General features: G+C 41.6%; 24 protein-coding genes, 1 tRNA gene and 1 pseudogene. 2 read left to right on the forward strand and 24 right to left on the reverse strand.

The genetic code is table 11. From position 1 onward, the window contains the following. Window positions 1–176: 176 nt before the first annotated feature. The 9 genes from DWW70_RS02380 to pflB all read right to left on the reverse strand — a co-directional run bounded on the left by DWW70_RS02380 (window position 177) and on the right by pflB (window position 10,960). Window positions 177–356, reverse strand: a complete 180-nt coding sequence (locus DWW70_RS02380; RefSeq protein WP_330377939.1) for a GNAT family N-acetyltransferase — start codon at window positions 354–356, stop codon at window positions 177–179. A gap of 52 nt (window positions 357–408) precedes the next feature. Then, complete coding sequence (locus DWW70_RS02385) at window positions 409–804, reverse strand: C-GCAxxG-C-C family protein (RefSeq protein ID WP_004854122.1); 396 nt, start codon at window positions 802–804, stop codon at window positions 409–411. 260 nt (window positions 805–1,064) lie between these two features. Continuing rightward, window positions 1,065–3,155 (reverse strand): ABC transporter permease, encoded by a 2,091-nt coding sequence (locus DWW70_RS02390; RefSeq protein WP_118649187.1) that lies wholly within the window; start codon window positions 3,153–3,155, stop codon window positions 1,065–1,067. Beyond that, window positions 3,142–3,909: an ABC transporter ATP-binding protein gene (locus DWW70_RS02395; protein ID WP_055280061.1), complete on the reverse strand. Its 768-nt coding sequence runs from the start codon at window positions 3,907–3,909 to the stop codon at window positions 3,142–3,144. The genes DWW70_RS02390 and DWW70_RS02395 overlap by 14 nt, the downstream gene beginning before the upstream one ends. A gap of 235 nt (window positions 3,910–4,144) precedes the next feature. Beyond that, window positions 4,145–5,161 (reverse strand): sensor histidine kinase, encoded by a 1,017-nt coding sequence (locus DWW70_RS02400; protein ID WP_118649188.1) that lies wholly within the window; start codon window positions 5,159–5,161, stop codon window positions 4,145–4,147. 58 nt (window positions 5,162–5,219) lie between these two features. Continuing rightward, window positions 5,220–5,882, reverse strand: a complete 663-nt coding sequence (locus tag DWW70_RS02405) for a response regulator transcription factor (protein ID WP_044998415.1) — start codon at window positions 5,880–5,882, stop codon at window positions 5,220–5,222. A 170-nt stretch (window positions 5,883–6,052) separates the two neighbouring features. After that, the gene (locus DWW70_RS02410; RefSeq protein WP_118649189.1) at window positions 6,053–7,267 is read right to left on the reverse strand and encodes a 2-hydroxyacyl-CoA dehydratase; all 1,215 of its coding nucleotides are present in this window, start codon (window positions 7,265–7,267) and stop codon (window positions 6,053–6,055) included. 363 nt (window positions 7,268–7,630) lie between these two features. Then, window positions 7,631–8,473, reverse strand: a complete 843-nt coding sequence (locus tag DWW70_RS02415) for a radical SAM protein (protein ID WP_118649190.1) — start codon at window positions 8,471–8,473, stop codon at window positions 7,631–7,633. Window positions 8,474–8,683: 210 nt separating this feature from the next. Then, the gene (gene pflB, locus DWW70_RS02420; protein ID WP_118649191.1) at window positions 8,684–10,960 is read right to left on the reverse strand and encodes a formate C-acetyltransferase; all 2,277 of its coding nucleotides are present in this window, start codon (window positions 10,958–10,960) and stop codon (window positions 8,684–8,686) included. A 402-nt stretch (window positions 10,961–11,362) separates the two neighbouring features. Here pflB and DWW70_RS02425 point away from each other — a divergent pair, with 402 nt between their 5' ends. Continuing rightward, window positions 11,363–12,058: a Crp/Fnr family transcriptional regulator gene (locus tag DWW70_RS02425; protein WP_004854105.1), complete on the forward strand. Its 696-nt coding sequence runs from the start codon at window positions 11,363–11,365 to the stop codon at window positions 12,056–12,058. 98 nt (window positions 12,059–12,156) lie between these two features. On the opposite strand, the gene ftsH is transcribed toward DWW70_RS02425, so the two are convergent. The 9 genes and pseudogenes from ftsH to DWW70_RS02465 form a co-directional block, all read right to left on the reverse strand. Beyond that, window positions 12,157–13,977, reverse strand: coding sequence for an ATP-dependent zinc metalloprotease FtsH (gene ftsH / locus DWW70_RS02430; RefSeq protein ID WP_117874165.1), 1,821 nt, complete (start codon window positions 13,975–13,977; stop codon window positions 12,157–12,159). A gap of 386 nt (window positions 13,978–14,363) precedes the next feature. Further along, window positions 14,364–14,437: transfer RNA gene (locus DWW70_RS02435), tRNA-Cys, on the reverse strand. 5 nt (window positions 14,438–14,442) lie between these two features. Further along, window positions 14,443–14,534 (reverse strand): annotated as a pseudogene (locus DWW70_RS02440). A gap of 97 nt (window positions 14,535–14,631) precedes the next feature. Continuing rightward, window positions 14,632–15,282: a hypothetical protein gene (locus DWW70_RS02445; RefSeq protein ID WP_004854102.1), complete on the reverse strand. Its 651-nt coding sequence runs from the start codon at window positions 15,280–15,282 to the stop codon at window positions 14,632–14,634. Between the two features lie 126 nt (window positions 15,283–15,408). Next, the gene (locus DWW70_RS02450) at window positions 15,409–16,191 is read right to left on the reverse strand and encodes a metallophosphoesterase (RefSeq protein WP_022216336.1); all 783 of its coding nucleotides are present in this window, start codon (window positions 16,189–16,191) and stop codon (window positions 15,409–15,411) included. A gap of 102 nt (window positions 16,192–16,293) precedes the next feature. Next, window positions 16,294–17,136, reverse strand: a complete 843-nt coding sequence (locus DWW70_RS02455) for a TIGR02452 family protein (RefSeq protein ID WP_055272816.1) — start codon at window positions 17,134–17,136, stop codon at window positions 16,294–16,296. A gap of 87 nt (window positions 17,137–17,223) precedes the next feature. Further along, a complete protein-coding gene (locus tag DWW70_RS15110) occupies window positions 17,224–17,601 on the reverse strand; it encodes a hypothetical protein (RefSeq protein WP_243002884.1) in 378 nt (125 codons plus the stop codon). Between the two features lie 64 nt (window positions 17,602–17,665). After that, complete coding sequence (locus DWW70_RS15115) at window positions 17,666–17,854, reverse strand: tRNA(His) guanylyltransferase Thg1 family protein (RefSeq protein ID WP_055272812.1); 189 nt, start codon at window positions 17,852–17,854, stop codon at window positions 17,666–17,668. 172 nt (window positions 17,855–18,026) lie between these two features. Further along, complete coding sequence (locus tag DWW70_RS02465) at window positions 18,027–18,959, reverse strand: RNA ligase family protein (protein WP_243002883.1); 933 nt, start codon at window positions 18,957–18,959, stop codon at window positions 18,027–18,029. A gap of 546 nt (window positions 18,960–19,505) precedes the next feature. On the opposite strand from DWW70_RS02465, the gene DWW70_RS02470 reads away from it, so the two are divergent. Then, entirely contained in the window at window positions 19,506–20,759 is a 1,254-nt protein-coding gene (locus tag DWW70_RS02470; protein WP_055272807.1) for a deoxyguanosinetriphosphate triphosphohydrolase family protein, read from the forward strand. A 109-nt stretch (window positions 20,760–20,868) separates the two neighbouring features. Here the strand turns inward: DWW70_RS02470 and DWW70_RS02475 are convergent, their stop codons facing one another. The 6 genes from DWW70_RS02475 to DWW70_RS02505 all read right to left on the reverse strand — a co-directional run bounded on the left by DWW70_RS02475 (window position 20,869) and on the right by DWW70_RS02505 (window position 26,298). Further along, window positions 20,869–21,426: an HD domain-containing protein gene (locus DWW70_RS02475; protein ID WP_117874162.1), complete on the reverse strand. Its 558-nt coding sequence runs from the start codon at window positions 21,424–21,426 to the stop codon at window positions 20,869–20,871. A gap of 75 nt (window positions 21,427–21,501) precedes the next feature. Then, on the reverse strand, window positions 21,502–22,269 hold the full coding sequence (locus tag DWW70_RS02480; RefSeq protein WP_118649192.1) for an alpha/beta fold hydrolase: 768 nt from the start codon (window positions 22,267–22,269) through the stop codon (window positions 21,502–21,504). A gap of 48 nt (window positions 22,270–22,317) precedes the next feature. Beyond that, window positions 22,318–23,265, reverse strand: a complete 948-nt coding sequence (locus DWW70_RS02485) for a cation diffusion facilitator family transporter (RefSeq protein WP_015535053.1) — start codon at window positions 23,263–23,265, stop codon at window positions 22,318–22,320. 35 nt (window positions 23,266–23,300) lie between these two features. Continuing rightward, entirely contained in the window at window positions 23,301–24,815 is a 1,515-nt protein-coding gene (locus DWW70_RS02490) for an RNA-binding domain-containing protein (RefSeq protein WP_015535054.1), read from the reverse strand. 107 nt (window positions 24,816–24,922) lie between these two features. Continuing rightward, window positions 24,923–25,201 (reverse strand): YrrC family ATP-dependent DNA helicase, encoded by a 279-nt coding sequence (locus DWW70_RS02495; RefSeq protein WP_243440908.1) that lies wholly within the window; start codon window positions 25,199–25,201, stop codon window positions 24,923–24,925. 401 nt (window positions 25,202–25,602) lie between these two features. After that, the gene (locus tag DWW70_RS02505) at window positions 25,603–26,298 is read right to left on the reverse strand and encodes a hypothetical protein (protein WP_242857260.1); all 696 of its coding nucleotides are present in this window, start codon (window positions 26,296–26,298) and stop codon (window positions 25,603–25,605) included. Window positions 26,299–26,302 lie beyond the last annotated feature (4 nt).

The following is a 26,302-nucleotide window of genomic DNA, read 5'->3' on the forward strand; positions in this document are numbered from 1 at the left end:
TGTAGTATTTATTATAAAGGAGTTTATTGATGTGTCAATACTAATTACTTATAACTTCGCCCTAAAATAAGTAACTCCCGGCAGCACCGAAACATTCGTTCCGATCCAGACGTTATCTCCCACTGTGATAGGCAAGGCAATCTCTAAATGTAACTTTTGCTCCATCATCATATATACTACAGCTTATACTGCATGAAATTACCATTATGAACAAATCCGAAATCCGTATACAACTTAACCCCCATGTCAGATGCCGTGATCTGTATAGTTCCACATCCATAATCCCTTGCATCATTTACAACACGGGATAACAGTTCCTTTGCAATGCCCTTTCTTCCATTACTTGCATCCTCCATTCCAGAATCCCTTTTCCCTCCAGGATAGTTAAACACGTTGTTCTTGTTATATTTATTCACTCTTCACCAGTTCATCTATCAGCTCTATAGCCTCCCTGATCATGCCGTCACAGTGCACTTTCTTGATTCCACCCTTTTGGGCATTTGCCTTTAACAGATCAGCACAATCGGTCATGCCATTGTGGTTATCTGCTATCCTGCGCCTGAACTGATTTATCACGTATGGATTCTCAACGCCCAGAGCGCCAAGTACCATAAGTCCTCCTGTGATCGCACCGCAGGTTGAACCACACTTCATGCCACCACCGAAATTAGCACTGAGCTTTGCCGCCATATCTCCTGTTATTCCGAGCTCGTCCGCGTAAGCCCGCAGAATGGTCTGCGCACAGTTATTGACCATCGGTGTCTCGTTTCTTATCTCCATAGCTTTTTCTACATGTTTGTTCATTATGACTTCCTCCAATCCATATACAAATAATCATTTGTTAACCATCAAAATTCCTTTTTATGTATCCCTTTGAGGAATTTCCCCATTACAACTCTATATAAAAAATGGCGGGGAGTCTCCCCGCCTAATTAGGTTGGACCTGGGTCTTACGACCAGCCCAGACAATGTGACATGTCACATTTATATCGTATGTTGATGATAACATAATTATGTTATTCATTCAATAAAAAGTGCAATTATTTTCAATAATAGTTATATCCTCACTCACTGATAATCTTCCTGCTGCACAGATACGTTATAAGGAAATATCCGCCATATATGATTACCACAATGGCAGCCGTGATTCCGATAGCACCTGCTATATCATACGCTCCCATAGTGTCAAGAATCTTCGTGCTGACCATCATTCCAAATACCGAATGGACTATGGCAAGAGCAAGTGGGAATATGAAGAATAGTCCCATCTGCGAGAAAAGAGCCTTGTTGATCATGCGCTGATCCACGCCAAGCTTTCTGAGCATCTTGTATCTCTCTATGTTGTCTGTGCTCTCCGAGAGCTCTTTGAGTGCAAGGATGGCTGCACCGGATATGAGGAATATGAGTCCGATATACATACCTATAAATGATGCTATCGCTCCTACTCCCACGCTGGCTGCTTTCACGCTGTCCTTAGTATTTACTGTGATAAGTCCGCCGAGTTCATCCTTCTTTGATACATTCCTTATGATCGTATCACTATCCTGTATGACATCCCTGTCCTGATCGGCATACTTTCCGATGAAATATTCCTTTGCAAACTGTGCACCTTCAACGGCTGAATCCGGCACGATAAACACGCCTGTATTGACCGGCTGTGTGGCAAGCTCTATATCTCCGTCTATACAGTATGAGATAACCGGCTTAAGCTTGTTGCCATATACCTCTATCTCTTTGCCCTCCTGAAGTCTCTCGTCACGAATCTTCACGAATATTCTATAATTTGCCAGGATGGCATATTCGTCATCGTCAAGCTGGAGCTCAGCATTGTCATAAAGCTTTGCAATCTTGTTGTAGTCGGACTGTGATATGATCTCCTCCGTTCCATCAAATCCAGACCAAGCGTTTACATCTATTCCAAGAGAATCAATCAGTGCCTCATCTCCCAGATAGTTTCTGATAGTAAGTGTAGGACATGTATACGTGTGTACGTCAACATAATCTGAAAAGTATGTTCCGAGATCTATATTATTTTCACTATATACGTCCTCTATGCTCTTTCCATCAGTAACTTCAAGTTTCTTCAAAAGATCATTTGTCTCGCTGTCATTACCCATCTCGTCTTCATCATAATAGATTGAATCACCGCTCTGGGTCTTTGATATACACACATCCGCTCTTGCATATTTCGCAATGCCCTCATTTAATGAATTCTTTACTGCAAGTGCTGATGAAAGCACACATATTGTCACAAAAAGCATAAGGCAGATTAATGATATTGAAAGTACATTTGTGTTGACACGGCTGCTCATCTGTCTCACGACAAATGAATTGAGTCCCTTGTAATACACATTCTTCATGGATGACACGATCCTGAAGAGCATTCCGGATACCGACCAGAAGAAGAGCACTGTTGCAATACATCCAGTCACGATCCACTTGTAGAGATCGTTCATGTACATGTCATTTATATCGGTAATTACCGCATGATAAGCATATCCAAGTGATACAGCTGATATCAGGAACACGATAACTGATACCCATGGATTCTTGATCTTGACGTTCTCAGACTTTCTTCCATTCTGGAAGAGGTCAATGAGCTTACATTTGCTGATGATAAATGTGTTGAAGATTATAACCACCACATATATGATTGCAAAATACAGACAGGTCTTGGCAAATGCGCTGCCGGAGAATACAAAGCTGTATGATGACATATCTGCATCGAACATGTTTGCAACAAGTACACTTGTTATCTGTGAGATTCCTATTCCGGCAAGAAGTCCTACCACAAGTGATACAAGTCCGATGATCAGTGTCTCGATGAAAAGCATTGTGGACACCTTGCGTTTTCCCATTCCAAGAATGAGATACAAACCAAATTCCTTATTACGTCTCTTCATCAGGAAACGGCTTGCATATATGATGAGGAATCCAAGCACAAATGCGATGAACACGCTGACTCCCGCGATCATCTTGCTCATGAGCTGTACGACCTGTCTTGTATCAGCTGATATCTGGAGCATGGCAGTCTGGGTCTCTATGGCATTGAACACATAGAAGATTGCAACACCGAGTACCAGAGTGAAGAAATATATGGCATAGTCCTTTATACTCTTCTTCATATTTGATGCAGAAAGCTTAAAGAGCGTCATTCAGATCACCCCCAAGCAGTGTCACGACATCTATGATCTTATTGAAGAATTCTTTTCTGGTATCTCCGCCTCTTCTGAGCTCATGGAACACCTTGCCATCCTTGATGAAAAGGATCCTGCCTGCATAGCTGGCTGTAAATGAATCGTGTGTTACCATGAGTATCGTTGTCATGAGATCCTCATTCAGATGCTTAAATCTCTCAAGCAACAGCTTTGCCGACTTGGAATCGAGTGCTCCTGTAGGCTCATCTGCAAGCACAAGCTTTGGGTCAGTGATGATGGCTCTCGCAGATGCGACTCTCTGCTTCTGACCGCCCGACATCTGATACGGATACTTCTTCAGAACACTCTCGATCTCAAGCTCCTTTGCAACAGCCCTGACCTTCGCATCTATCTGTTTTGCAGGCACATTCTGTATTGAAAGTGCCAACGCAACATTCTCATACGCCGTGAGTGTGTCAAGAAGGTTGAAATCCTGAAATATAAATCCCAGCTCCTCTCTCCTGAACTCGTTGAGCTTGTTGCCCTTGAGTGTTGTGATATCCTTGCCGCCCACATAGATGTGGCCGCTGCTAACCTTATCTATAGTTGAAACGCAGTTAAGCAGTGTCGTCTTACCGCTTCCCGATGCACCCATGATAGCAACGAACTCTCCTGCCTCCACATCAAATGATATTCCATCTATGGCCTTTGTCATATTGGATTTGTTTCCATAATATTTCTCAATGTTGTCAATCTTTAATATTGTTTCCATTGAATTTCCCACTGGATTTTCCATAGAATTTTTCGTTGAATTTTTTGTTGGATTTTCCATTGAAATGCCTCCTCAAATGTTTGTTTAATACTGTTCTCACCATTGAACATATTTGCAGTTTACACATTTTGAAAGCAATTGTCCTTTTTCCATTATTACCTAACATTACAATTCTGTAACCTTGGGAACGCTCACCCGATCTGGTATCCCACTATCGCAAAACGCAATTTTTACATCATCCAATCTTGTATATATCATTATGTCCAAATACTATGCTCACATCTGTGTATTCTTCCACCTTTGACGTTATATTCAGCTTATGCCCCAGCTGCCTGCACAGATTGTCTATTATATAAAGACCCATACCTGTGGATTTCGCATATTTCCGACCATTTTCCCCTGTAAATGATTTCCTGCACACAAGTGGAATATCAGACTGTGGTATACCTATTCCATTGTCCTTTATGTGCAGAGCCTTGCCGTCACCCACTTCTTCAGCCCAGATCTCTATAGTCTTTTCCTGTCCCCGGTCAATATACTTGATGCTGTTGCTCACGATCTGATTTACCATAAACTCAAGCCACTTTGAATCCGTCACAACACATTCATCCACATCATGGACATTCAGCGATATGTCACCATCAAGCAGCATATCCTTGTTCTTCAACGCCACTCTTCCGATGACACTCTTAAGATTTGTCTCAGCAAATCTGTAATCCGCCGCAGCATGCTCCGCCCTCACATAGTAGAGTACCTGATCCGCATACGCATCGAGCCTTGCAACCTGTTCCTCGTATTTTCTCGGGATCACATCCCTGTTGTTGTGACACATGAGCACCAGACTGGCTATCGGAAGCTTGATCTCGTGAACCCAAATCTCTATAAAGTCCTTGAAATTCTCCACGCTGTCCCTGTACTTTCTCACATTCTCAGTCATGGACTTGTTGATGTCGTACATAGCTGAATACACCAGCTTTCCCTCGTAGAAGTCAGGCTCGTCCAAAGTGTCAAGTATGAGATACTTCTGATCCAGTTCATCCAGATGTCCGACCAGACTGTTGTAGAACTTATATTTTCTCAGATAATCGAAAGCGATAACCGAGACGACAAATATCACAGCCACAACGACGAACATGATTCTCATCTGTAACTGTGAGTGAAATGCCATCATGAGCAGATATGTGAATATCACAAATCCCACATATCCCGCAATTATTCCAAGTTTATCCTTTATATACAAGCCAAATTTCATTTTACAAAATTACTCCAATCTTTTGTCACTGTAAATGACATATAATCCCACTTACCTGTCATACAAGTCGATATCCCTGCTTCTTCCTGGTCTCTATGGCATCATCATATCCAAGATCCGCCAGTTTTCCTCTGAGCCTGCTGATGTTCACCGTGAGTGCATTGTCATTTACAAACTCATCATTATCCCACAGGTCTGTCATGATCTCATCCCTCGACACTATCTTTTCCCTGTTGGCAAGCAGCAGCTGGAATATGATCATCTCATTCTTGGTGAGAACCATCTCCTGATCACCTTTGCTGATAGTCCCCTTGCTGAAGTTGACCTCCGCATCTCTGTATGATGCCGTATTCTGGCTGCCCTCCATGCGCTTGAGCACCGCCGCTATCCTAAGCAGAAGTATCGTTGGATTGTATGGCTTTGTTATATAATCATCCGCGCCATAACTCATGGACAGCACCTCATCCATCTCGGAAGTCCTGCTTGTAACCATGATGATAGGCACATCAGATTCCTTTCGTATCTCCTTCACTAGGTTTCTGCCGTTTATCCCCGGAATATTGATATCCATGAGCACCAGATTCGGTGCCGCTTTCAATATATCGTCCTTTGTATTGTCAAAGCTCTCAAGACTCTCAGCCTCATAGCCCTCGTTCTCAAGTATCTGCACAAGCTCCTCACAGATGCTCTCATCATCTTCCACCACAAATATCTTTTTCAAGTCCGTTCCTCCATTATGTGTATTATAATTTGTCGTCAAACACGCACATATTGACAACCACACGTACCAACACACTTGTCTATAACCTGTTTCAATCGTTTTCTATTTACATTCACATTATGACAACTCAATGAACCTCAATTGTCGCTATGTTCACCACCGTTTGTCATTTATTTGTTTCTCAGTGGCATATCCACCAACATCCTCGCCCTGTTGTAGACATTCAGCTTTGAACCACTGGAATCCACATCACAGCTCACTATCATGCCCTGCGGCAGTTTCTTCTGAAGTGAAGGGTACAAACCTCTTCCACATGTGTGATTAGGCATACAGCCAAATGGCTGAACCGCCAAAACCTTTGGACACTCATGGAGTATGTGTCCCGTTATCTCCGCGCCGATGAGCCAGCCATCTCCAGTTTTATATCCCCAGCTCACATACCCATCAGCCTCACGCTTCATCGTGAAGAAATCCTCCATGGTATAGAACCCATATTTTCTAAGCGCCTCTATCATTGCTCTCTGCAGGCTGCCGAAGAACTTCAGCCCCGCCTTGTAAAGCAGAGATTCAAATGTCATATTGTCCGTAAGGTGTGAATCCATATAGTACATGGCATACCAAGAAAGCCCATTTGTATGGCTCTCACATCCATTTGACTCAAGGAACTTTATCATATCCCAGTTTCCCAAGTGGCAATATTTTATGTACAGTTCCCCAACTATCCCAACACGCTGTTTTCTCTTATCATTCAGCCTTATCCTTGAAAAATCCCTGGCTATCCTGTCGAAATTTCTCTTCATCTTTCCAAGTGTCAGATTCTTTCCCTCTTTCAGATCTCTGGACAGGATATTTATCCACTTCTGCCAAACCTTTTGTGACTGCCCCTTTTTCACCTCATTTGGCCTTGTCTGATTGAGGAGCAGCATGAGTATATCTCCGTAGAAAAGTCCGAACAGGGCTCTCCACACCATGAATGGCTGCACGCGCATCTGGCAGTCCTTTTCCAACCCCTTAACATTCAGGGATAGTATCTTTACCCTATCAAATCCTGCCTTTCTCACCGACTCCTTTAACACATGTAGGTAATTAGCTCCCCTGCAGGCATCCCCCGCCGTCGGCATGAGAAGTCTTGTCCGGTTGATGTCATACTTGCCTGACTGCAGTGCATCTATCATCTGCCCGGCATTTAACACTATCGGATAGCACATATCATTGTTCACGTACTTAAGTCCCACATCCGTGATATGATCCTCATTTGACAGTATGACCGGATGATAATCCTTTGAATAAAAGGCGTATTTTATCAGAGGAAAATGCGCATCCAGCATGGCAGGGATCAGCAGTATATATTTTTCATTCCATGTATCTTCGTCTATCTTGTACATTCTCTACTCCCTATACTTTGCAGTTATATAACGTATTTGCAGCACTTCAATCAAATATGACATTTTTTGAAAATGGACAACCCCTGGTCCATTTTCAAAAAAGCTTAAATATCTAATCTAATTTCAATCAACTTACATTATAACTTCTTTTGCATGCACCTAGCCACTGTTTACTAATTAATTATGTTAAACTTATTTGTTGATATAACAAAGACACAGGTACTATATAAAATGTCACACCCGTTACAACGGTTTTAACATCTTATATAGCACCTGTGTCTCAATACAAATATTTTTATACACTGCTACAGCATCGACTGGGAATTGAACTATCGATGATTTTCCCAGTTCTTGTTCTTGAATTTATTCCAGAATACTCTTTGCAAGCTTCTGCTCCTCATCAGTAGGCGGGTCGATTCCCTCAAGCTTATATGGTATTCCAAGTCTCTCCCACTCAGTGATTCCGAGCTTGTGATATGGAAGTACCTCAACTTTATCGACAGTCTTGAGAGTATCTATGAACTCCTTTGTCTTCTTCAGATCATCCTCATCAGTTGTGATGGTTGGTACCAGTACGTGTCTGATCCACATATGCTTACCCTGATCTGACAGATACTGTGCAAGATCAAGTATATTTCTGTTGGAGAATCCTGTGAGATCTCTATGCTTGTCATCATTGATCTGCTTGATATCGAGCAGGAACAGATCTGTGAGGCTCATCAGCTCATTGAACTTGGAGAAGAATGGCTCCTCCCTTGTAAATGGATTGCCGGCTGTATCTATTGTTGTATGAATACCCTCAGCCTTTGCAAGCTTGAAAAACTCGATGAGGAAATCCATCTGAAGCAGCGCCTCACCACCGCTCACTGTTATACCACCGCCGTTTTTCCAATATGGCTTATAGCGGAGTGCCTGCTTTAACAGATCCTCAGGGGTCCTCGCCTCGATCTTGACGCCCTTATCCTTCAGCAGCTTTGTATTCTCTTCTATCTTCTTCTCAAGTTCTTCTCTCTCAGCATCGCTTGTTTCATCTGAGTAAAGCTTACTATAGTCTGTCACAAGATTCCATGTCTCTGGGTTGTGACAATATTTACATCTCATCTTGCAGCCCTGTAAAAAAACTACAAATCTTATGCCTGGACCATCTACTGCTCCAAAGCTCTCTGTCGAATGGACATATCCTAAAACCTGTTTCTTTTCAGACATATTTCACCTCTAAGTTCTTCCTATTCAAATACAACTCTCAATTAATGAAAGTAATTACAAACAAAACTACATGTCTATTATCTCTTATAAAAATGATATAAATACATATTCTTAAAAAAAGTCCCGGAGAGGTTATCCCCGGGACCATGGTTCTTGTTATATCTGACAAAGCATCTATAACTTCACTGAAAATCCAGCGTCAGCTAAGAATTAAAGTGAGTCATGGAATGTTCTGTTGATAACATCGAGCTGCTGCTCACGTGTAAGTGATATGAACTTAACAGCATATCCTGATACACGGATTGTGAAGTTAGCGTACTCTGGCTTATCTGGATTCTCCATAGCATCAAGGAGCTTATCCTTACCAAATACGTTTACGTTCAGATGATGAGCGCCCTGATCGAAGTATCCATCCATTGCGCTTACAAGCTTTGTAGCTCTCTCTTCCTCATCATGTCCAAGTGCTGATGGGTTCATTGTCTGTGTATTTGAGATACCATCCAGTGACCACTCATAAGGAATCTTTGCAACAGAGTTAAGTGATGCAAGAAGTCCTGATGTCTCAGCGCCGTAGCTTGGGTTAGCACCTGGTGCAAATGGTGTCCAAGCACGTCTTCCATCTGGAAGGTTACCTGTGTACTTACCATAAACTACGTTAGATGTGATTGTAAGGATAGATGTTGTAGGCTCTGAATTACGATATGTGTGTCTCTTCTTGATGTCTGTAAGGAACTCATGAAGAAGCCATACACCGATGTTATCAGCTCTGTCGTCATCGTTACCATACTTAGGGAACTCGCCTTCGATCTCGAAATCCTCAGCAAGTCCTGTCTCTGCGTTACGGATAACCTTAACCTTAGCGTACTTGATTGCTGACAGTGAGTCGATTACGTGTGAGAATCCAGCGATACCTGTTGCAAATGTACGACGTACATCTGTATCGATAAGTGCCATCTCAGCTGACTCATAGTAGTACTTGTCATGCATGTACTGGATGAGGTTAAGAATATTTACATAAAGTCCTGCTAACCAGTCAAGCATCTTCTTGTACTTAGCAAGTACTTCATCATAGTCAAGGTACTCTGATGTGATAGGTGAGTACTCTGGACCTACCTGCATTGGCTTACCAGTCTTCTTGTCAAGGAACTTCTCATCCTTACCACCATTGATAGCGTAAAGAAGACACTTAGCAAGGTTTGCACGAGCTCCGAAGAACTGCATCTCCTTACCAGTCTGTGTAGCTGATACACAGCAGCAGATTGAGTAATCATCGCCCCAGATTGGCTTCATTACATCATCGTTCTCATACTGGATTGAGCTTGTTCTTACAGAGATCTTAGCAGCATACTTCTTGAATGTATCCTGAAGAGCTGATGAGTAAAGAACTGTAAGGTTTGGCTCTGGAGCTGGTCCCATGTTCTCAAGTGTATGAAGGAATCTGTAATCGTTCTTTGTAACCATTGAACGTCCGTCAACACCGATACCACCAACCTCAAGAGTAGCCCATACAGGATCTCCTGAGAACAGCTCGTTGTATGACTTAATTCTTGCGAACTTAACCATACGAAGCTTCATTGTGAAATGATCGATAAGCTCCTGAGCCTCAGCCTCTGTAAGCTTACCAGCCTTAATATCTCTCTCAATATAGATATCAAGGAATGTAGATACACGTCCAACTGACATAGCTGCACCGTTCTGAGTCTTGATAGCTGCAAGGTATCCGAAGTATAACCACTGAACAGCCTCTTTAGCGTTTGAAGCTGGCTTTGAAATGTCATATCCGTATGACTGAGCCATAACCTTCATCTCTTTGAGACGCTTGATCTGCTCTGCAAGCTCTTCTCTCTGACGGATGACATCATCAAACATGTTGCCATCGCCACAGTTAGCCTTATCCTCTTCCTTCCAAGCGATAAGCTGATCAATACCGTAAAGAGCAACTCTTCTGTAGTCACCTACGATACGTCCACGACCATATGTGTCAGGAAGTCCTGTTACGATATGTGTATGACGAGCTGCCATCATCTCTGGTGTGTAAGCATCAAATACTGCCTGGTTGTGTGTCTTGTGATACTCAGTGAAGATCTTGTGGAAGTTCTCGTTTGGAGTATATCCATACATCTGAAGAGCCTCCTCAGCCATCTTGATACCACCATAAGGCATAAATGCTCTCTTAAGTGGCTCATCTGTCTGAAGACCTACAACCTGCTCAAGATCCTTTGTCTCTGGATCAATGTAGCCTGGGCCATAAGATGTGATGCTTGATACAACATCAGCATCCTCCTTTAAAACTCCACCGTTATCTCTCTCAGCCTTCTGAAGTGCCTGAAGCTTATCCCAAAGCTTGTTAGTAGCATCTGTTGGGCCTGCAAGGAAACTCTCGTCTCCATCGTACTGTGTGTAGTTGTTCTGGATGAAGTCTCTTACATTACACTCTTCCTTCCAGAGTCTACCTGTGAATGATTCCCATTCCTGGTTCTGTAACATGATAAAATTTCTCCTTTCAGTGTTTTAATATGTGAAAATGTGACACACTATTTACTTATTATACAGAATAATCTTCTATAATTCAATAATGCTTATCACATTCCTTGCTTTTCATTTGTAAGTATATTATACTTTACTCATAAATTCGGTTGTTATAACCACGTAATAAAGATTTAAACAACTTTTTTTGAAAAAATTTGAGAAAATATATGAATAATATATATTGTGTATGGACACGGGATAATTTATTACACATATACAATATACTGTGTTTTGAAAAAATATACATCCTATAGCCGAAAGCCTGATCGCACCCCTGCATCATGACACCTTGTCACTATAATATACTACGCTGCAGACTGCTGCTCTGCATAGAAATAAATAATAAGATGGAGGTTATGTATGAAACTTAAAATTCCTCAATATCAATTGTCTGAAGTACTCAACATGATGGCATTTAAAGGAATCTCGGAAGCCGATATCAAAACCATGATGGATCTCAGGATCCTGCGCGAACACTATTACAGATACAACTCCACGATATTCAAAGCTGGCGAAATAACCGAGGAGCTTGGAATAGTCATCAAAGGCCGGGTAATAGTTGAGAATGTAGATTACTGGGGATCCAAAAGTATCCTGAGTTCCGCTCTTCCGGGAAAGGTGTTCGGTGAAACATACGCCCTGTCTGGACACAAACTCATGATCGACGCAAGAGCAACAGAGCCTACCATAGTATTCCTGCTCAACGCACAGGATATCATGTCCGGCAAATACAACAGTTATCCGTGGCATCTGCAAATGCTCAAGAACCTTCTCCTGCTGTCATCAAGAAGGAGTCTCACACTCTCACTTCACATCTTCTATATAAAGCCAAAGAAGATACGTGAGCGTGTCAGCTATTATCTCTCAGGACTTGCCAGCTCTCTTGGAACAACTGAGTTCGATATCCCATTTAACAGGGAACAGTTTGCCGACTACCTGAATGTCGACAGAACTGCACTGTCAAAGGAGCTGTCCAACATGCAGAGTGAAGGACTTATAGAGTTCAAAAAGAATCATTTCAAGCTGTTGGAGCTTGACCACGAGGAATTGACGTAATACTACTATTCTGAATCCAGTACAAGTCTATCTTATGGTTGCCGGGTGCGGAATTGTAAAATGCCAGCACCCGGTAACTGAAATTATATCTAAGAGAATCATGAATTCAATATCTTCATAAACTCCTCACCTGTGATCGTCTCCTTCTGATACAGATAATTGGAAAGCTCATCAAGCTTCGCTCTGTTCTCGAGGATAATGGTTGCCGCCTTCTCATGCTGCTTTCTTATAAGCTCCACGACCTTCTTGTCTATGAGTGTCTGCGTCTCTGCTGAGCACGAAAGTGATGAATCACCGCCAAGGTATTTGTTAGTCTCTACCTCCATAGCTACCATATCAAACTCTTTGCTCATTCCGTATTTGGTTATCATAGCTCTTGCAAGCTTTGTTGCCTGTTCTATATCGTTGGAGGCTCCCGTTGTAATAGATCCAAATACTATCTCCTCTGCAGCTCTTCCGCCTGTGAGTGTCGCTATCTTATTCTCAATCTCTTCCTTGGTCATAAGATAGTGATTACCCTCATCCACCTGCATGGTGTAACCAAGAGCTCCTGATGTTCTCGGAACTATGGTTATCTTCTGGACAGGCGCTGAATCAGTCTGCTTGGCAGCTACAAGCGCATGTCCGATCTCATGGTATGACACGACAAGCTTCTCCTTGTCTGTAAGTATCGCATTCTTTCTCTGGTAACCTGCAATTACGACCTCTATGCTCTCTTCCATATCGGCCTGTGTCACGAAGCCTCTGCCGGCTCTGACAGCCCTGAGCGCCGCCTCATTTACAATATTTGCGAGCTCGGCACCTGATGCACCTGATGCCATTCTGGCTATCTTATTGAAGTCTACATTGTCTCCTATCTTGACCTTCTTGGCGTGAACCTTGAGTATATCCTCACGTCCCTTGAGATCAGGAAGTTCTACAGGTACTCGTCTGTCAAATCTTCCCGGTCTGAGCAGTGCAGGATCAAGCGAATCCGGTCTGTTGGTTGCTGCAAGAATGATGACACCATTGTTGCCTTCGAATCCATCCATCTCGGTGAGGAGCTGGTTAAGTGTCTGCTCACGCTCATCATTGCCGCCTATCTGCCCGTCTCTCCTCTTACCTATGGCATCTATCTCATCGATGAACACTATACATGGAGCCTTTTCCTTTGCCTGCTGGAACAAATCCCTTACCTTTGAAGCACCCATACCTACGAACATCTCAACGAACTCTGAACCGGACATTGAGAAGAAAGGTACATTCGCCTCTCCGGCTACAGCCTTGGCAAGCATGGTCTTACCTGTCCCCGGAGGACCCACAAGAAGAATACCCTTTGGCATGGAAGCGCCGATCTCCTTGTACTTTCCAGGATTGTGAAGATACTCAACTATCTCAGTCAAATTCTCCTTCGCCTCATCCTCTCCGGCGACATCTGTAAACTTTATTCCCTCTGTGGAATTAACATATATCTTCGCATTACTCTTGCCCATTCCAAACATCATGGAATTCTTGCCGCCTCCGGCGTGCTTCATCATCTGATTGGCAAGCATTCTTCCAAGTAATGTGAATATAAGTATAGGCACGATCCAACTGAGTATAAAACTGAGTATCGGTGATGTCTGCTTGATCTCCTGACCTGAGAACTTGGCTCCCGACTTGTAAAGTCGCTCGGTTAAGTTCTCATCACTCACCATAGCAGTCTTATACACCTTCTTGTCATCTTTGCCTGTAAAATAGATGACATTTGACTGTGCCTCAATGTCTACCTCATCGATCTTCTTGTCATCTGTCATGGATATGAACGTACCATAGTCCACCTCCTCTATACTTCTCTCAGCAAACCATGGGACAAATATGAAATTGAGAACCATTATTATGATAAGCACTATCAGATAATAAAATATCAGCGGCTTCTTTGGCTGTTTTACTTCTTTCATATAAAAATCCTCCTTGTGATATTTTTTAGGATATATATGTCTGACACAATACAGAAACGCCATTATCATATATATTATTCTAACCTTATATCACAAGGAGGATTTATTCAATTAATTATTTCTAAAATTTGTATAACGCTTTTGAAAACACAGGCAAAATTATAAATATTGCTTACAGTACAGCCATGTGGGCAGCTTCGGGCTGATCAGTCAGCACCTCCATTAACCATTCTCATGGATTTCAGCATCACATTCTGATGCCTAAAGAACAATTATTATATATCTGATATCTATTCAACACTCTTATAAGTTAACCAATACCCATTATCTATTAACCGGTGACTATTAACAGTTCAAGCCCGCCTTCCTTAAAGAAGAATACCATTTGGGTTCTTGTACAGGGATCGAACCTGTATTCATGCTGTTGCAGAGCATTGTCTTACCATTTGACCAACAAGATAATTTTGGCGCGATTAGAGGGAGTCGAACCCTCGCGGCAAATATTTTTTGCCCTATGACTGTTTAGCCATTCCCTTAAACCACTTGGGTATAAACGCTTAAGTACACACTTATCGCCGTGTGCTGCGGACTGAATAGAAGCTATTCGTACTGTAAGCAATACTTATGAAGAATTTGCCTGTCCGTTCTGAAATATCAGAACTCTACATATGTAGTCGCGTTCGATATTCTTATAGCGCTCTCAAGATTAGCTTTAAGCTCATCCTGTCTGCCCTGTAAGTCTCCAACAACCTTTTCAGCGTCAATTGGATCCACCATGCTGTATACAAGATTATCGCAGTAGGCAGATATGCTTTTCAGACTGTCGTCACTGAGAACCTTCTTATCACTTGAAGCAAGCGCTGTACTCATGGCCTCCTTCTGTCTGTCGGCATTCTCCTGTGACTTATTGATAGCCATCTTGGCCTTGGTGAAATCGTTATTTATCTTTCTGATAAGAGCGTCATCAAAGTTAGTATTTGAGAAACTTCTTCCAAGTAAAGTCTTTCTGAGATTGATTGCCGCTGCCCTCGTCATGGTCACCCCTGCCACCTCTATATCCGTAGTGGCATTTGCAAGCAGGATCGCTGCATCAAGCCTGTTGTATCTGCTTATGAGATCCCTTATACTCTGAAGATCCGCCCTCGCCTCGTCATCAAACTCCTGCACGCTCTTCTTACCACCGATAACGATATCATCTGATGTCTTTTTCACTGTCACAAAACTGGCTCTGTCTATGGCATCATTGATCTTCTTTATCAGAAGGTCTCTCTCATCCAGAGCTCTTGTCACTATCATTTTCTCCATAATATTCGTATCCTCCTTATTTTAATAATTACATTTATATGTTATCCCCTTTTATTTCAGGTGATTTTTAACATCTGGCTCTTCAAATATGATCTGTTCATCACGATATTTGCTATCTCTAACGAACTAATTCCATACCACAGGCACCATATCATAATATATAAGTCTGTGCTTCGTATCCACGTACATATCCTCGTGATAATGTCCGAAGTACCACATGGAATATTCAAGTTTTCCTTCAAGTTCCTCAAAGAAATCCGTCAGTATATTCTGAGCGTACAATTCATGCAGGCGTCCATGCATCCTCTTTATATCTTCAAGCTTCAGCTGTATAGTGTTTGATGCGCAATGGGTTATGACATAGTCGACCTTGTAATCACAGCTCTCAAGATTTACCCTTGCTTCCTCTATCTCTGTATCTGTCGGAAGCTCCTGTTTCCACCATGATGTGTTCAATATTCTGAACGGTCTGCCACTCCCCATTGCCAAATTATATTTATGCTCGAACAAAGGATCATCCTTATCAAGCACGCCACCGCTTATATCGTGGCTCTGTGCTCCTCCGAACGTAAAATATCTTTTTCCCTCTATATCGAATACCTGTCCGCGCTCAAGAAGTATCACCTTATCACGGACTATATGCCGCACTTTGCCACCATGCCACTTCTCCACCGGGTATTCATCTATCATATTGTAATTCTCATGATTTCCCTGAACCCATAGAAGTGTAAATGACTGCTTTGCGAAGAATTCACAGTCCTGTTCAAAGGACTCTCCTTTTGCCCAGAGCAAACCAAGATCCCCGCATACGATCACTGTATCATTTTCAGTTAGATCCGGGCAGCAGGAAAATCCTCCTGACATAAATCTCCCAAACCTCCCGTGACAGTCGCCTGTAATATAAATCATTTCAAAATCACTCCTTTATTTAATTGCCTTGTAATCCGGCTCATCCGGCAGACTTATGTTCGCCTTTGCATACTCAAGTCTTCTCTCGTACCAGTTTGTTTTTTACAATGAACTTAATACGCTATTAAACACTCTGTAATTGGAATCGTCGCTTGGTCTGCAGTATACAGCAAACTCGATATTCTTAAATGCGTACATATAATCCCTCACCACATTTGCCGCAGCAGTTGCCACGACCTGCGGTTCGTTACAGAATGCTCCGCAACCAAACGCCCCGAGTATTACTGTGTCTGCATGATTTATAACCGCGCTGTCAAGTATTCTTCTGAGTCTTTTCTCATGGATGACCTGAAGTTCTCTATTGCTGGGTGTCACCGCTCTCGTTCCATCTCCGGAATTATATCTATTGCTGGGGTTTTCCCTGAGATTTGGCGCCGCACATGTGATCACATCAACTATATACCAGTCATCACGCTCCATTAGTTCCGGACGATCTGTATCAGTCTTGAACACAACGATATCTGGAGTGTATATGATGTCATCGTTATGTATTGGATCATGCGCCGCTCTGTGCGGTGTGTAGAACATTCCCCACATATCAGGGGTGTTCAGACAGAAATACAGATTGGAACATCTGCAGAGACATTCCTCCTGCGCCCCCGCACCATTTACAACTCCGCCGCCTGGATTTGTCGCTGATGCAAAGTTATGCACTGCTACATGATTCCCTTTATAGGCCTTTGCCGCCTCATAGCTTCTCTTCTTTGAGACAACCACATTTGCCTTTTTGTAAATATTCAGTTCAGGCGTTGGTATAACCTCCGCCTCTGCTATAAAGCGCTGATTTGCCACCGATATCTTTGTGACAGCTGAAAGCTCAGCATCCGTCTTGCACATGCGCTCTGTATCCTGAAATATACTTCTGTTCATCTCTCTGCGATCCATATTTTTTACACCCCTTTGATATTATGCTATTACATTACTCTATTATCCTGTTAGTTTTTTAACCTGCTATTCCAATACTCTCTGTTTTTACTGCTCTCCAATATATATAAGATGGTCAACATACTCTCTTTCCTCGCCCTTGAATATCGGTATATCATTGTCTATCATCCATCCTCTGAAATTTTCGTTGCTACTGTCTCCTGTACATGACGGGACTTCATCTGCCTGTCCCCTGATGCAGCAGCTTCCCCTCTTGCATGTCACCGGGAAGTCATTCCAGTTTATATTCTTCTCAAGCATCAGCATATCCTGTATATCACCGGTGGACTTGCCATGCATCTGCTTCTGTGAGAAATTGGCATGCCCAACCATCTGTATCGAATTGCGGGATGCGTCGAGCTGCCTCCAATATATGAGATTCGTCACCTCTTCCTTCGGTATATTGAAGCATCTTGAATCAAACATCGCCCCAGTCTCACAGGCCTTATCAAGGACTTTGATATATTTGGGATCCTCCGTACCCTCTTCTTTAACCGCCTGCCTGCATAGCTCTCATAAAAACAGAATCAAACGGTCTCTTAAAATTCCTTGTATATGTATGAAATGCCTTGCCGTCTATTCGTATCGCAACCGGACAACGTCTCATAAGCTTTGTCTTCGGTATCTGCTCATAAAAATTCTTCATTCTGGTACCTATATCATCTCGAAGTCTTGCCACACTGCCACTTCCTTTCTTCCAAATCTTTCATATATTTCAAGTCGTTCATATCTTTCAAATCTTCCGCATATTCATTTATTGATATGCCCTAGTTTATATCACATCCGGCTGATTGGCTATAAACCCGTAGTTTAAAAATCTAACTGTTCCTCTTTACGCTTATAGCCGTGTATCAAATTTTCCATTCTTTTCTGAATATCTCTATCCCAACCTTCATACACATCTTTCCGGCATAGTTTCCCGCCTTCTGAATGATTTCGGGTTCTTCTTTCAGGCAGTCTTCATAAATTCTCTTTGGAAGATTCTTATAAATAATCTGTAAATCCTTCCTCTCGATTTTTTCGAGCATTATTCCTTCATCCACAAGCTTATTTACTATTTTCCGCACCCTGGCCTCGGTGACGATCATTCGGACATATCTTTCTGCCTCATCCATGTCTGCTTTTTTCTGTGAATCATCCCTTTTCCTCTTATTCTGCCTGCGGTTATCCACCTTTATCTCATAAAATTCTGGATTTACATACTTCAAAACATGTGGCTCACGTCCCTCCAAAAGAGCTGTCTGATCCTTTATGACAATTCCCTCCTGCTTTTTTCCATAGGCGGGATCATTTGCAAACTGTTTACAGTGTTCCCAGCTTATAAATTTCCCATAATAGAGTTCATGTACATATGGAATGCCACATTCATCTGCAATAGATTTCACAGAGTCCTGAGACAGCCACTGATCAGCATCTCCATCGAATATGCTGAACAGATAAAATTTGTCATAGTTATCTTTTTCATATATCACCGTATGTTTCACAAGCCACTCTCCGAAAAATATGTAATGTGGATACCTTGCAAATGGTTCCTTGTCCATTTTCTGAACATATTCCCAGAATCCTCTTAAGTTCTGGTCCTTACTCAGCTCATTATTACGGCTGAACGCTCTGAGGACATCCTCTTTTTCGTCATACCGTATACTTGCATTGGCCCCATCCACTTTTTCCGTGATACTGATGATATCTCCAACCTGAAATGCCCCTGTGTTTACCGGGAGTGTGATGTCATCGAGCATTGTTTCTCTTTCCCTTACCACCTGGATATCTATATATTTCTTCACAATCGACCTCCAAATTTTTGACATTTAACAGATCTGCTTGCAACGCATTATAGCTAGTGTTTCTGCCGTTTTCAACGCATTTCAAGCAACTTCTGCATTTTCAGTCAAACGCTGATTTTCAGCCATTTGTGGGCATTTTCAGGGATAAAAAATTTGTTACCCCTGCACAAAACTTAAGCTGGAACATAAGGTGAATTTCTACCCCATAGACAAATAAAATGTAGAACATAAGATAACCGATTTTACCCCATGCACAAAAACGGGCAAGAAAACGACATGCCCGAAGCTTCCCAGGCACATAATGAATTGTTTCCCCAAGGTTTAATAGTCTCACAAAATATAGTATTTTTAAAGTTTATGATAGAATATAATTTATAATCACTGTCATATGGTCCTCAAATATACCGATTTAGTAATAAATAACTTTCAGCACATTTGACTTATGATCTCAAGAATATTTATAATAATTCATATGCATTCTGATATATATGGTCTAAGCAGGCTGCATATGTTGACTATCACATTTTACTGAACAGGAGATTTTTAATGAGTGTAAATAAAGATTCAAAATACCATTCTTTATCAAAAGAAGTTTATGAACAGATCTTAGGCGACCGTGAACACGGCAAGATAAACCCATATGCATGCAATGACTCTGACATTATAAGGCGTCAACCAGACCATGATGCCCCACATCTGTGGAGACCTGCATTTGTCATGGATGTGGAAAAGATACTTCACAACAACTATTACAATCGCTATTCTGATAAGACACAAGTTATCTCATGCTACAAGAACGATGACATATCAAGACGTGCACTCCACGTCCAGCTTGTATCCAGAATTGCAAGGACTATCGGAATGACTCTTGGACTCAATCTTGATCTAATAGAGGCGATCTCCCTTGGACATGACATAGGACATACTCCATTTGGTCATGCCGGAGAGCGTTATCTGAATGAGATCTACAACGAGCATACCGGAAGGCTCTTCAACCACAACATCCACAGCGCCAAAGTCCTTGACAAACTTATATTCCGAAATATCAGCCTCCAGGTGCTTGATGGTGTTATATGTCACAACGGTGAAATGGAACAGCAATGCTATACACCTAAGACATTTAACACTGACGATCCATGGGGGGAATTTGACAGGTCGGTGGAGGACTGCTACACAGATCCTTCTGCAAATAAAAAACAGATCCCAGGTACACTTGAAGGCTGTATCATGAGGATCAGCGATATCATAGCCTACCTCGGAAAAGACAGGCAGGATGCAATAAAGATCGGTCTCATTCCAAATGATGATTCTTTCTCTGCAGGCAGCCTTGGATCCTCCAACGCCCAGATAATTCACAATATGACTGTCAATATCATAGAAAATAGCTACGGAAAACCTTATATAAGCATGGATCCGGATGTATATGAGACCTTCTCCAAAGCCAAGACTGAGAATTACCAGAACATATATAACAATGACAGCCTCAACACAATGTATAATGACAACATAAAGCCAATGTTCTATTGTATATACGAAGAATTACTGAGGCAGGCTAAGAGCAAAGACACTGATTCCATACTGTATAAACACCATGTCAACTACATAAAAGATGCAAACCGGTATAGCAATTATTTTGGTAAAAAAGAATTCATCAACAATTATCTCAGTCAGGATCCAAACGAAATCGTAGTAGACTTCATCGCCAGCATGACCGACGACTATTTCATAGATCTATATGAATACCTTTTCCCAGATGGACCATACAAGGTCGACTATGTCGGATACTTTGACAACATCTGATCATAATTGTCAAAACAAATACCTCCCAGGCAGATTGTTATATTTCCATCATCCGCCTGGGAGGTATTATCATACATTTTTGTAATTAAAAATAACTATTCACTATCGACTACTTGCCGGTCTGATCTGACATTTTCTCTATAAGTTTCTTACATTCAGCCTCAAATTCATCTTCCACTTCTCGCCATGGTCTTTCGGCCTCAGCAGGGACTGAACTAAGGTTGTCCGTATTCCTGTACTCCTCGCCTTTCATCAGATTCTTAAGTTCGAAATTCATCATCTCATCATCTATCTGTTTCCACATAGCATTTTCTTCTTCGCTCAGATCAGCAAGTCCAAATCGCTCAAGTATAACGTTCATGATCGAACTCTCTATCTCAAGATAATTGGACAAATGCGCTTTTACCGGTCTGATTATGTCTGATATATACGCCTCGCTGGCATCGTGCAACAGACAGGCAAGCTGTAACCGCTCTGACCATCCCCTTGCCTTCGCCTCATTCATACAGTTGATGGAGTGCTGTGCCACAGAAAAGAAATAGGACACATGCCCTCCACCGCGGCACGTGAGGCTTAACGCATGCGCTATATCCTGTATTGATATGTCAGCAACTGCCATATTCATCGGATCTATTTTGTTTCCTGTATACGTGTTCATCGTTGCCATATCACAGTCTCCTTATCCTTATTTATCAGCATTTTAAGATAGTATATCCTTGTCGTATCATATTCCACTTTTAATTCATTCAATGTCTAGCAATTCAGAAATAATATCATTGAATTGTCTGCTCTGATCTATGTTGCACACGTGACCACAATGCTCTATTATTATCAGCTCCGCATCTGTCAAATCAGCTTCCTCCACGATTCCATTTATAAAACACAGATCACCACGCCCGGAAATATATACATTCTCCTCGTGTAATCTGCTCACGAACTCGTCACAAAGTGAAAAATGCTCAATAAAAATATTCATATACGCCTTAAATTCCTGACTGTTTAATGCCTTGGCACATTTGCAGAACACCTTCCTGCTTGTCTTGCTGACTTTCCATGGCATAAATAACTTTGCCATTATTCTGTAGACAACAGGAAATGGAAGTTTGTCACCTATCTTAGCAAAGACATTGACAGCACGCCTGAGTGGTTTTCCAACCGTGACAAGCGCACCCACAAGTATTGCTTTATCTATGTAACTTCCGCATCTCATCTCCATATATTTGATAAATATAGTTCCAAGTGATACGCCCATAAAAACAGCTCGCTGTATCCCCCGCTCATCAAGCACCTGTGTTATCTCACCCACGACAACATCCAGCGTACTTCCCATCTTGGACAATTTCAGTTCACTGTCTCCATGACTTGGCAGAGTTATCGCCAGAACATTAAACTTCTTCTGAAGCAAGGGAATCTGATTCTTCCATACCCTGTTGTTCCCTCCAAATCCGTGAAGCAGAACTATATATCTATCGGTATCACATGAGCTTTCAAAAACTTCATAATGTAACATATCCTTGCATCCCCTTGATCATTTATATTTTGTATTACAGCTTTACCATCAATCTGGTATGACCTCTATATACACCTGATCATACTTATCCCTAAGCTCCTGTTTTATCTCGTCTCTCACCTTATGAATGATACTTATATGTATCACATCCGTCTGATTTCCTATATATACCTCAACCCAAAGCTTCCGCCCGGTCTGGATGACATCCAGAAAAGTGACCTCATATGGGTAATCCTTCATATGCTGATCCACTATGCCTCGTATCTGATTAAGCGTCTCTTCCTCCGGAGCAAAAAGAATAAGATTCTTGATACTCTGGAATATCTCGCACACCGGCTCTTTTATGAGAAGAAGTGCCATAACCACCGCTACTGCCGGATCAATATAAGGGGTCATAAAACGAAGGCTTGTATGCAAAAGAGCAGTCTGTACCGCAAATGCTATAGCAACTCCCATACTGCTTATTACGTCAAGTTTCCACATATACAGCTCCGCTTTGATAGTTGTAGACTCATATTTCTTACTGTAATGGCCAAGTATCGCATACATAACCGCACAGCATACACATACAAGAAATTCAAATACCGCTATGCTCCCCGCATCTACCTCATGTCCCCCATGAAACAACAGCTTTATATTCTCAACCATGAGATTACATGTGAGTGCAAGTAATACACTGTACTTCACAAGGAGAAAAAGTGATTCCACCTGGGCATAACCATATGGATGTTTCTCTGTCACCGGTTTATACAGAAGCGGAACAAGCACCATAAATGGTCCTATCATGACCAGATCTGCGGAGTCGAACAGGCAGTCCGTCCAAAGTGAATGTGAATGGGTATACCATGCCATCACGCCCTCCGCAAGTATGAAGAAGACACTTCCCATAAAAGACAGACGAAGTATTCTCTTCTCTATTGCAAGCTTGTCCTTTCTCGACCTACGTTCCTTCTTCTTAGCTTCTCTTTTACTAATTTCTACATCTCTTTCATTCATTATATATTCTTCCTATGTTTAATTTTCATAGACAATTACTCGTTTATTTCCCAATATCCGCTCCGACTTGAGCCAACTCTTTTTATAACACCATCACTCTGCAATTTTGATATATAACGTTTAATTGATCTAAGTGAAGTTCCGGTTTGTTCCTGCATTTCTTTCTGCGTTATTTTTTTATTTTCACGAATCAACTCAACAATCTTTGCCTCAATATCCTCTTCGTGTACATCCGTTCCGGTTTTGGTGTCATTGGTGCCAGATTTGGTGCCAACTTTAGTGCCATTGGTGCCAACTTTAGTGCCATTGGTGCCAACTTTAGTGCAAGTTTTGGTGCCATTATCATCAACACGTTCACTTTCATTGCGTTCTTTAAGTGGAACTGTCAGTTTAAACACATCTCCCTCTTCAAAATCAGGTTCACCGCCCGAATATATTTTTGTATACTTATACAAATTACGAACTCCTGAACCTAATGAATCTGCATAGCCAATATTAACAAAGAAATTTGCCAACACCGGATTTTTGGGATACGGTGTGAAATTTTGAGGTTCTATCCGTCCTACTCGTTGCGCCCTGTTCCAATTCTCTGTATATATCTTGTCCGGTTCAACCACAAGTTTCGCCGGAAATGCCGTACTAAACTCACGATGTACAAGAATATTGCTTACAATTTCACGTGCAATCGCATTTCTAACACTTACACTAACATTATCAATCAGGAAAAACTTATCATTTGTATGCTTGGCAATAAAGTTCATCAATAGATCATAGCTTTCTATCAAATTCTCCTCAACAATCAGTCTGTCATCATATCTGTCCATATTTTCTGCGCGGTAGATTGCATCCGTCTTATAGCCCGGCACACAAGACCTTATAACCTCCGGCTTGCCAAACAGTAAAATTGCCGCAAGATTAAATCCCTTTTTCCCAGTCATTATATCTTCCTCGTAAAGTCCTGCACTTTTCATCAGTTCCATATCATCCATATCTTTCCACGGATGGTTCTCGTTCCTGTTCAAAGCAAGTGTTTTTACCCTCGGTATCATCTCCATTTTCAAATGTTCTTTTGTACAGTATGGGAAGATGATGCGTTCTGTGTATGTTTTTGATTTCCGGTTCGATATGTTTGACACCAAATCAGACGATGTCGTAATATCCTGATCTGCATCATTGTTTCTATCGTAAATCCTACCACCACACAACTCAATCTGTGAACTGACCGGTACATACACCCATAGTATTTTCTTATCACCATAATCAAATTCTTCAAGATTTAAATACAATGACGGACTCATCTTCTGTGGATTATTCAGCACATTCACAAAATTATTCTTCATATCCACAATGCATTTTGGATTAACACCTATTACCCTGCCCTTGTGGTCTTCTGTCTCTTTAACTCCTAAAATAATATGTCCGCCATAGCGATTTGAAAAAGAACAAACCGTTTCAAAAACACTGTTATTCAATCCATTTACGCACTCTTTATACTCAACGGTGAAGCCCTCTCCAGCCTGCAACATTTCCTCTAATTTTTCGGTTGTCATACTCACTCCTTCAATACATAAACAACTATCCAACAACATCTTTTTTATATATACTTACCAGATATTTCAATTTAAATTCAAATCAAACTCATTGAGGCACAGATTATTCACTTCTGGACAATTCGCTTCGCAAACTTCGAACCGAAACCTTTAATCAATCCGCTGCCGAGGTATTTCTCTATTCCATATACCGTTGCCGGCAGCGTTTCCTCCCATTTCTCTACCTGCAACTGTCTGCCGTATTTGCTGTCCACTTTCCATGTGCCTTCAAGCGACAGCACAGAGCCGACATGTGCGTCACTCTGATATGTAATTCGTTCCACAACACAGCGCAGGTGTTCCATGTGCATGTTTTCTTTCTCAAATCTCGCAATAAATTTTATCACATTTAACAGTTCTGTGCCACAGTCATGTTCCGATAATGAATTTATCATGTTGAAAAATAAGAAGAAGCAATCCACGAAAGATTGCTTTCCTTTATAATCTCATTCTTCATCTATAATATTCCGCACCGGTCTCGACCTCGTACAGTGACATCCGTCCGCCCTTTCTGCCTCTGCAAGATCAGGAAGTTACCATAGTAATCCATGACCCATGAGTGAACGACGATATGATACAATCCGTCAGGAATCCTGTTTCCACGCTTGTGGTGATTTCTTACCCAGACTCGATTCCTATTAAACAAATCCCAATATTCAACGCTGCTCATAATTCGCGTCACCTCCCTCATCGCAAGTGCCTCCACGCTCATACCACCGATTATTATTCTCAAGTAGCTACTCAAATGTCACCGGTTCGTAATTGATGAATTCTTTGAACGTTTCTTATAACGGACTATTCCTACCGGTTTATCACCCTCAAGTGCAAATTCTCTCCTCCAATCGAATTCCTCTACTTTTTTCTTATTAACATCCTCTTCATCATCCGTCTCTGATTCAGGAGCATAATAATACATATTTTTTCTTGACCAAGTCACCCGCATAGTAACGTCATCTTCCTGTTCAGCTTTCTCTGCCGGTACAAATAAGCGGAAAGTGTCTCTTTTTTGATCAGACCAGATTGTTCGAACGATCAAGCCTGTCGCATATAACTCCGCCATAAGTATAATAACACAAATAAATACACCCATATTTACCGTAAAGACTTTGTTCCATACCGACAATCTTGAAAATGCCACACAAAATGTTTTAAACGGATAATCCGTTACATAAAGCATGTTAAAGCTATCCGGATACCTTTTGTACATCATATCGAACAGCAACAACTCTGTAACCTTGATATTACACGGAATTATCACAATAAAAGCAAACAAAAATGACCACAGGCTTTCATGCCCGGATGTAAAGCCAACCATTCCAATCATAACAAAAAACAGCAATACTCCAATTCCGCCATCAATCAGATCCCGTTGAGCAGCTCCCGTATAAAGGAAATACCCACTGTTTACACCCAATATTAATAACTTAATTATATCAAACGCCATAATC

Origin of the sequence: Coprococcus sp. AF16-5 (genome assembly GCF_003479365.1) — a bacterium.
Classification (GTDB): domain Bacteria; phylum Bacillota; class Clostridia; order Lachnospirales; family Lachnospiraceae; genus Coprococcus; species Coprococcus aceti.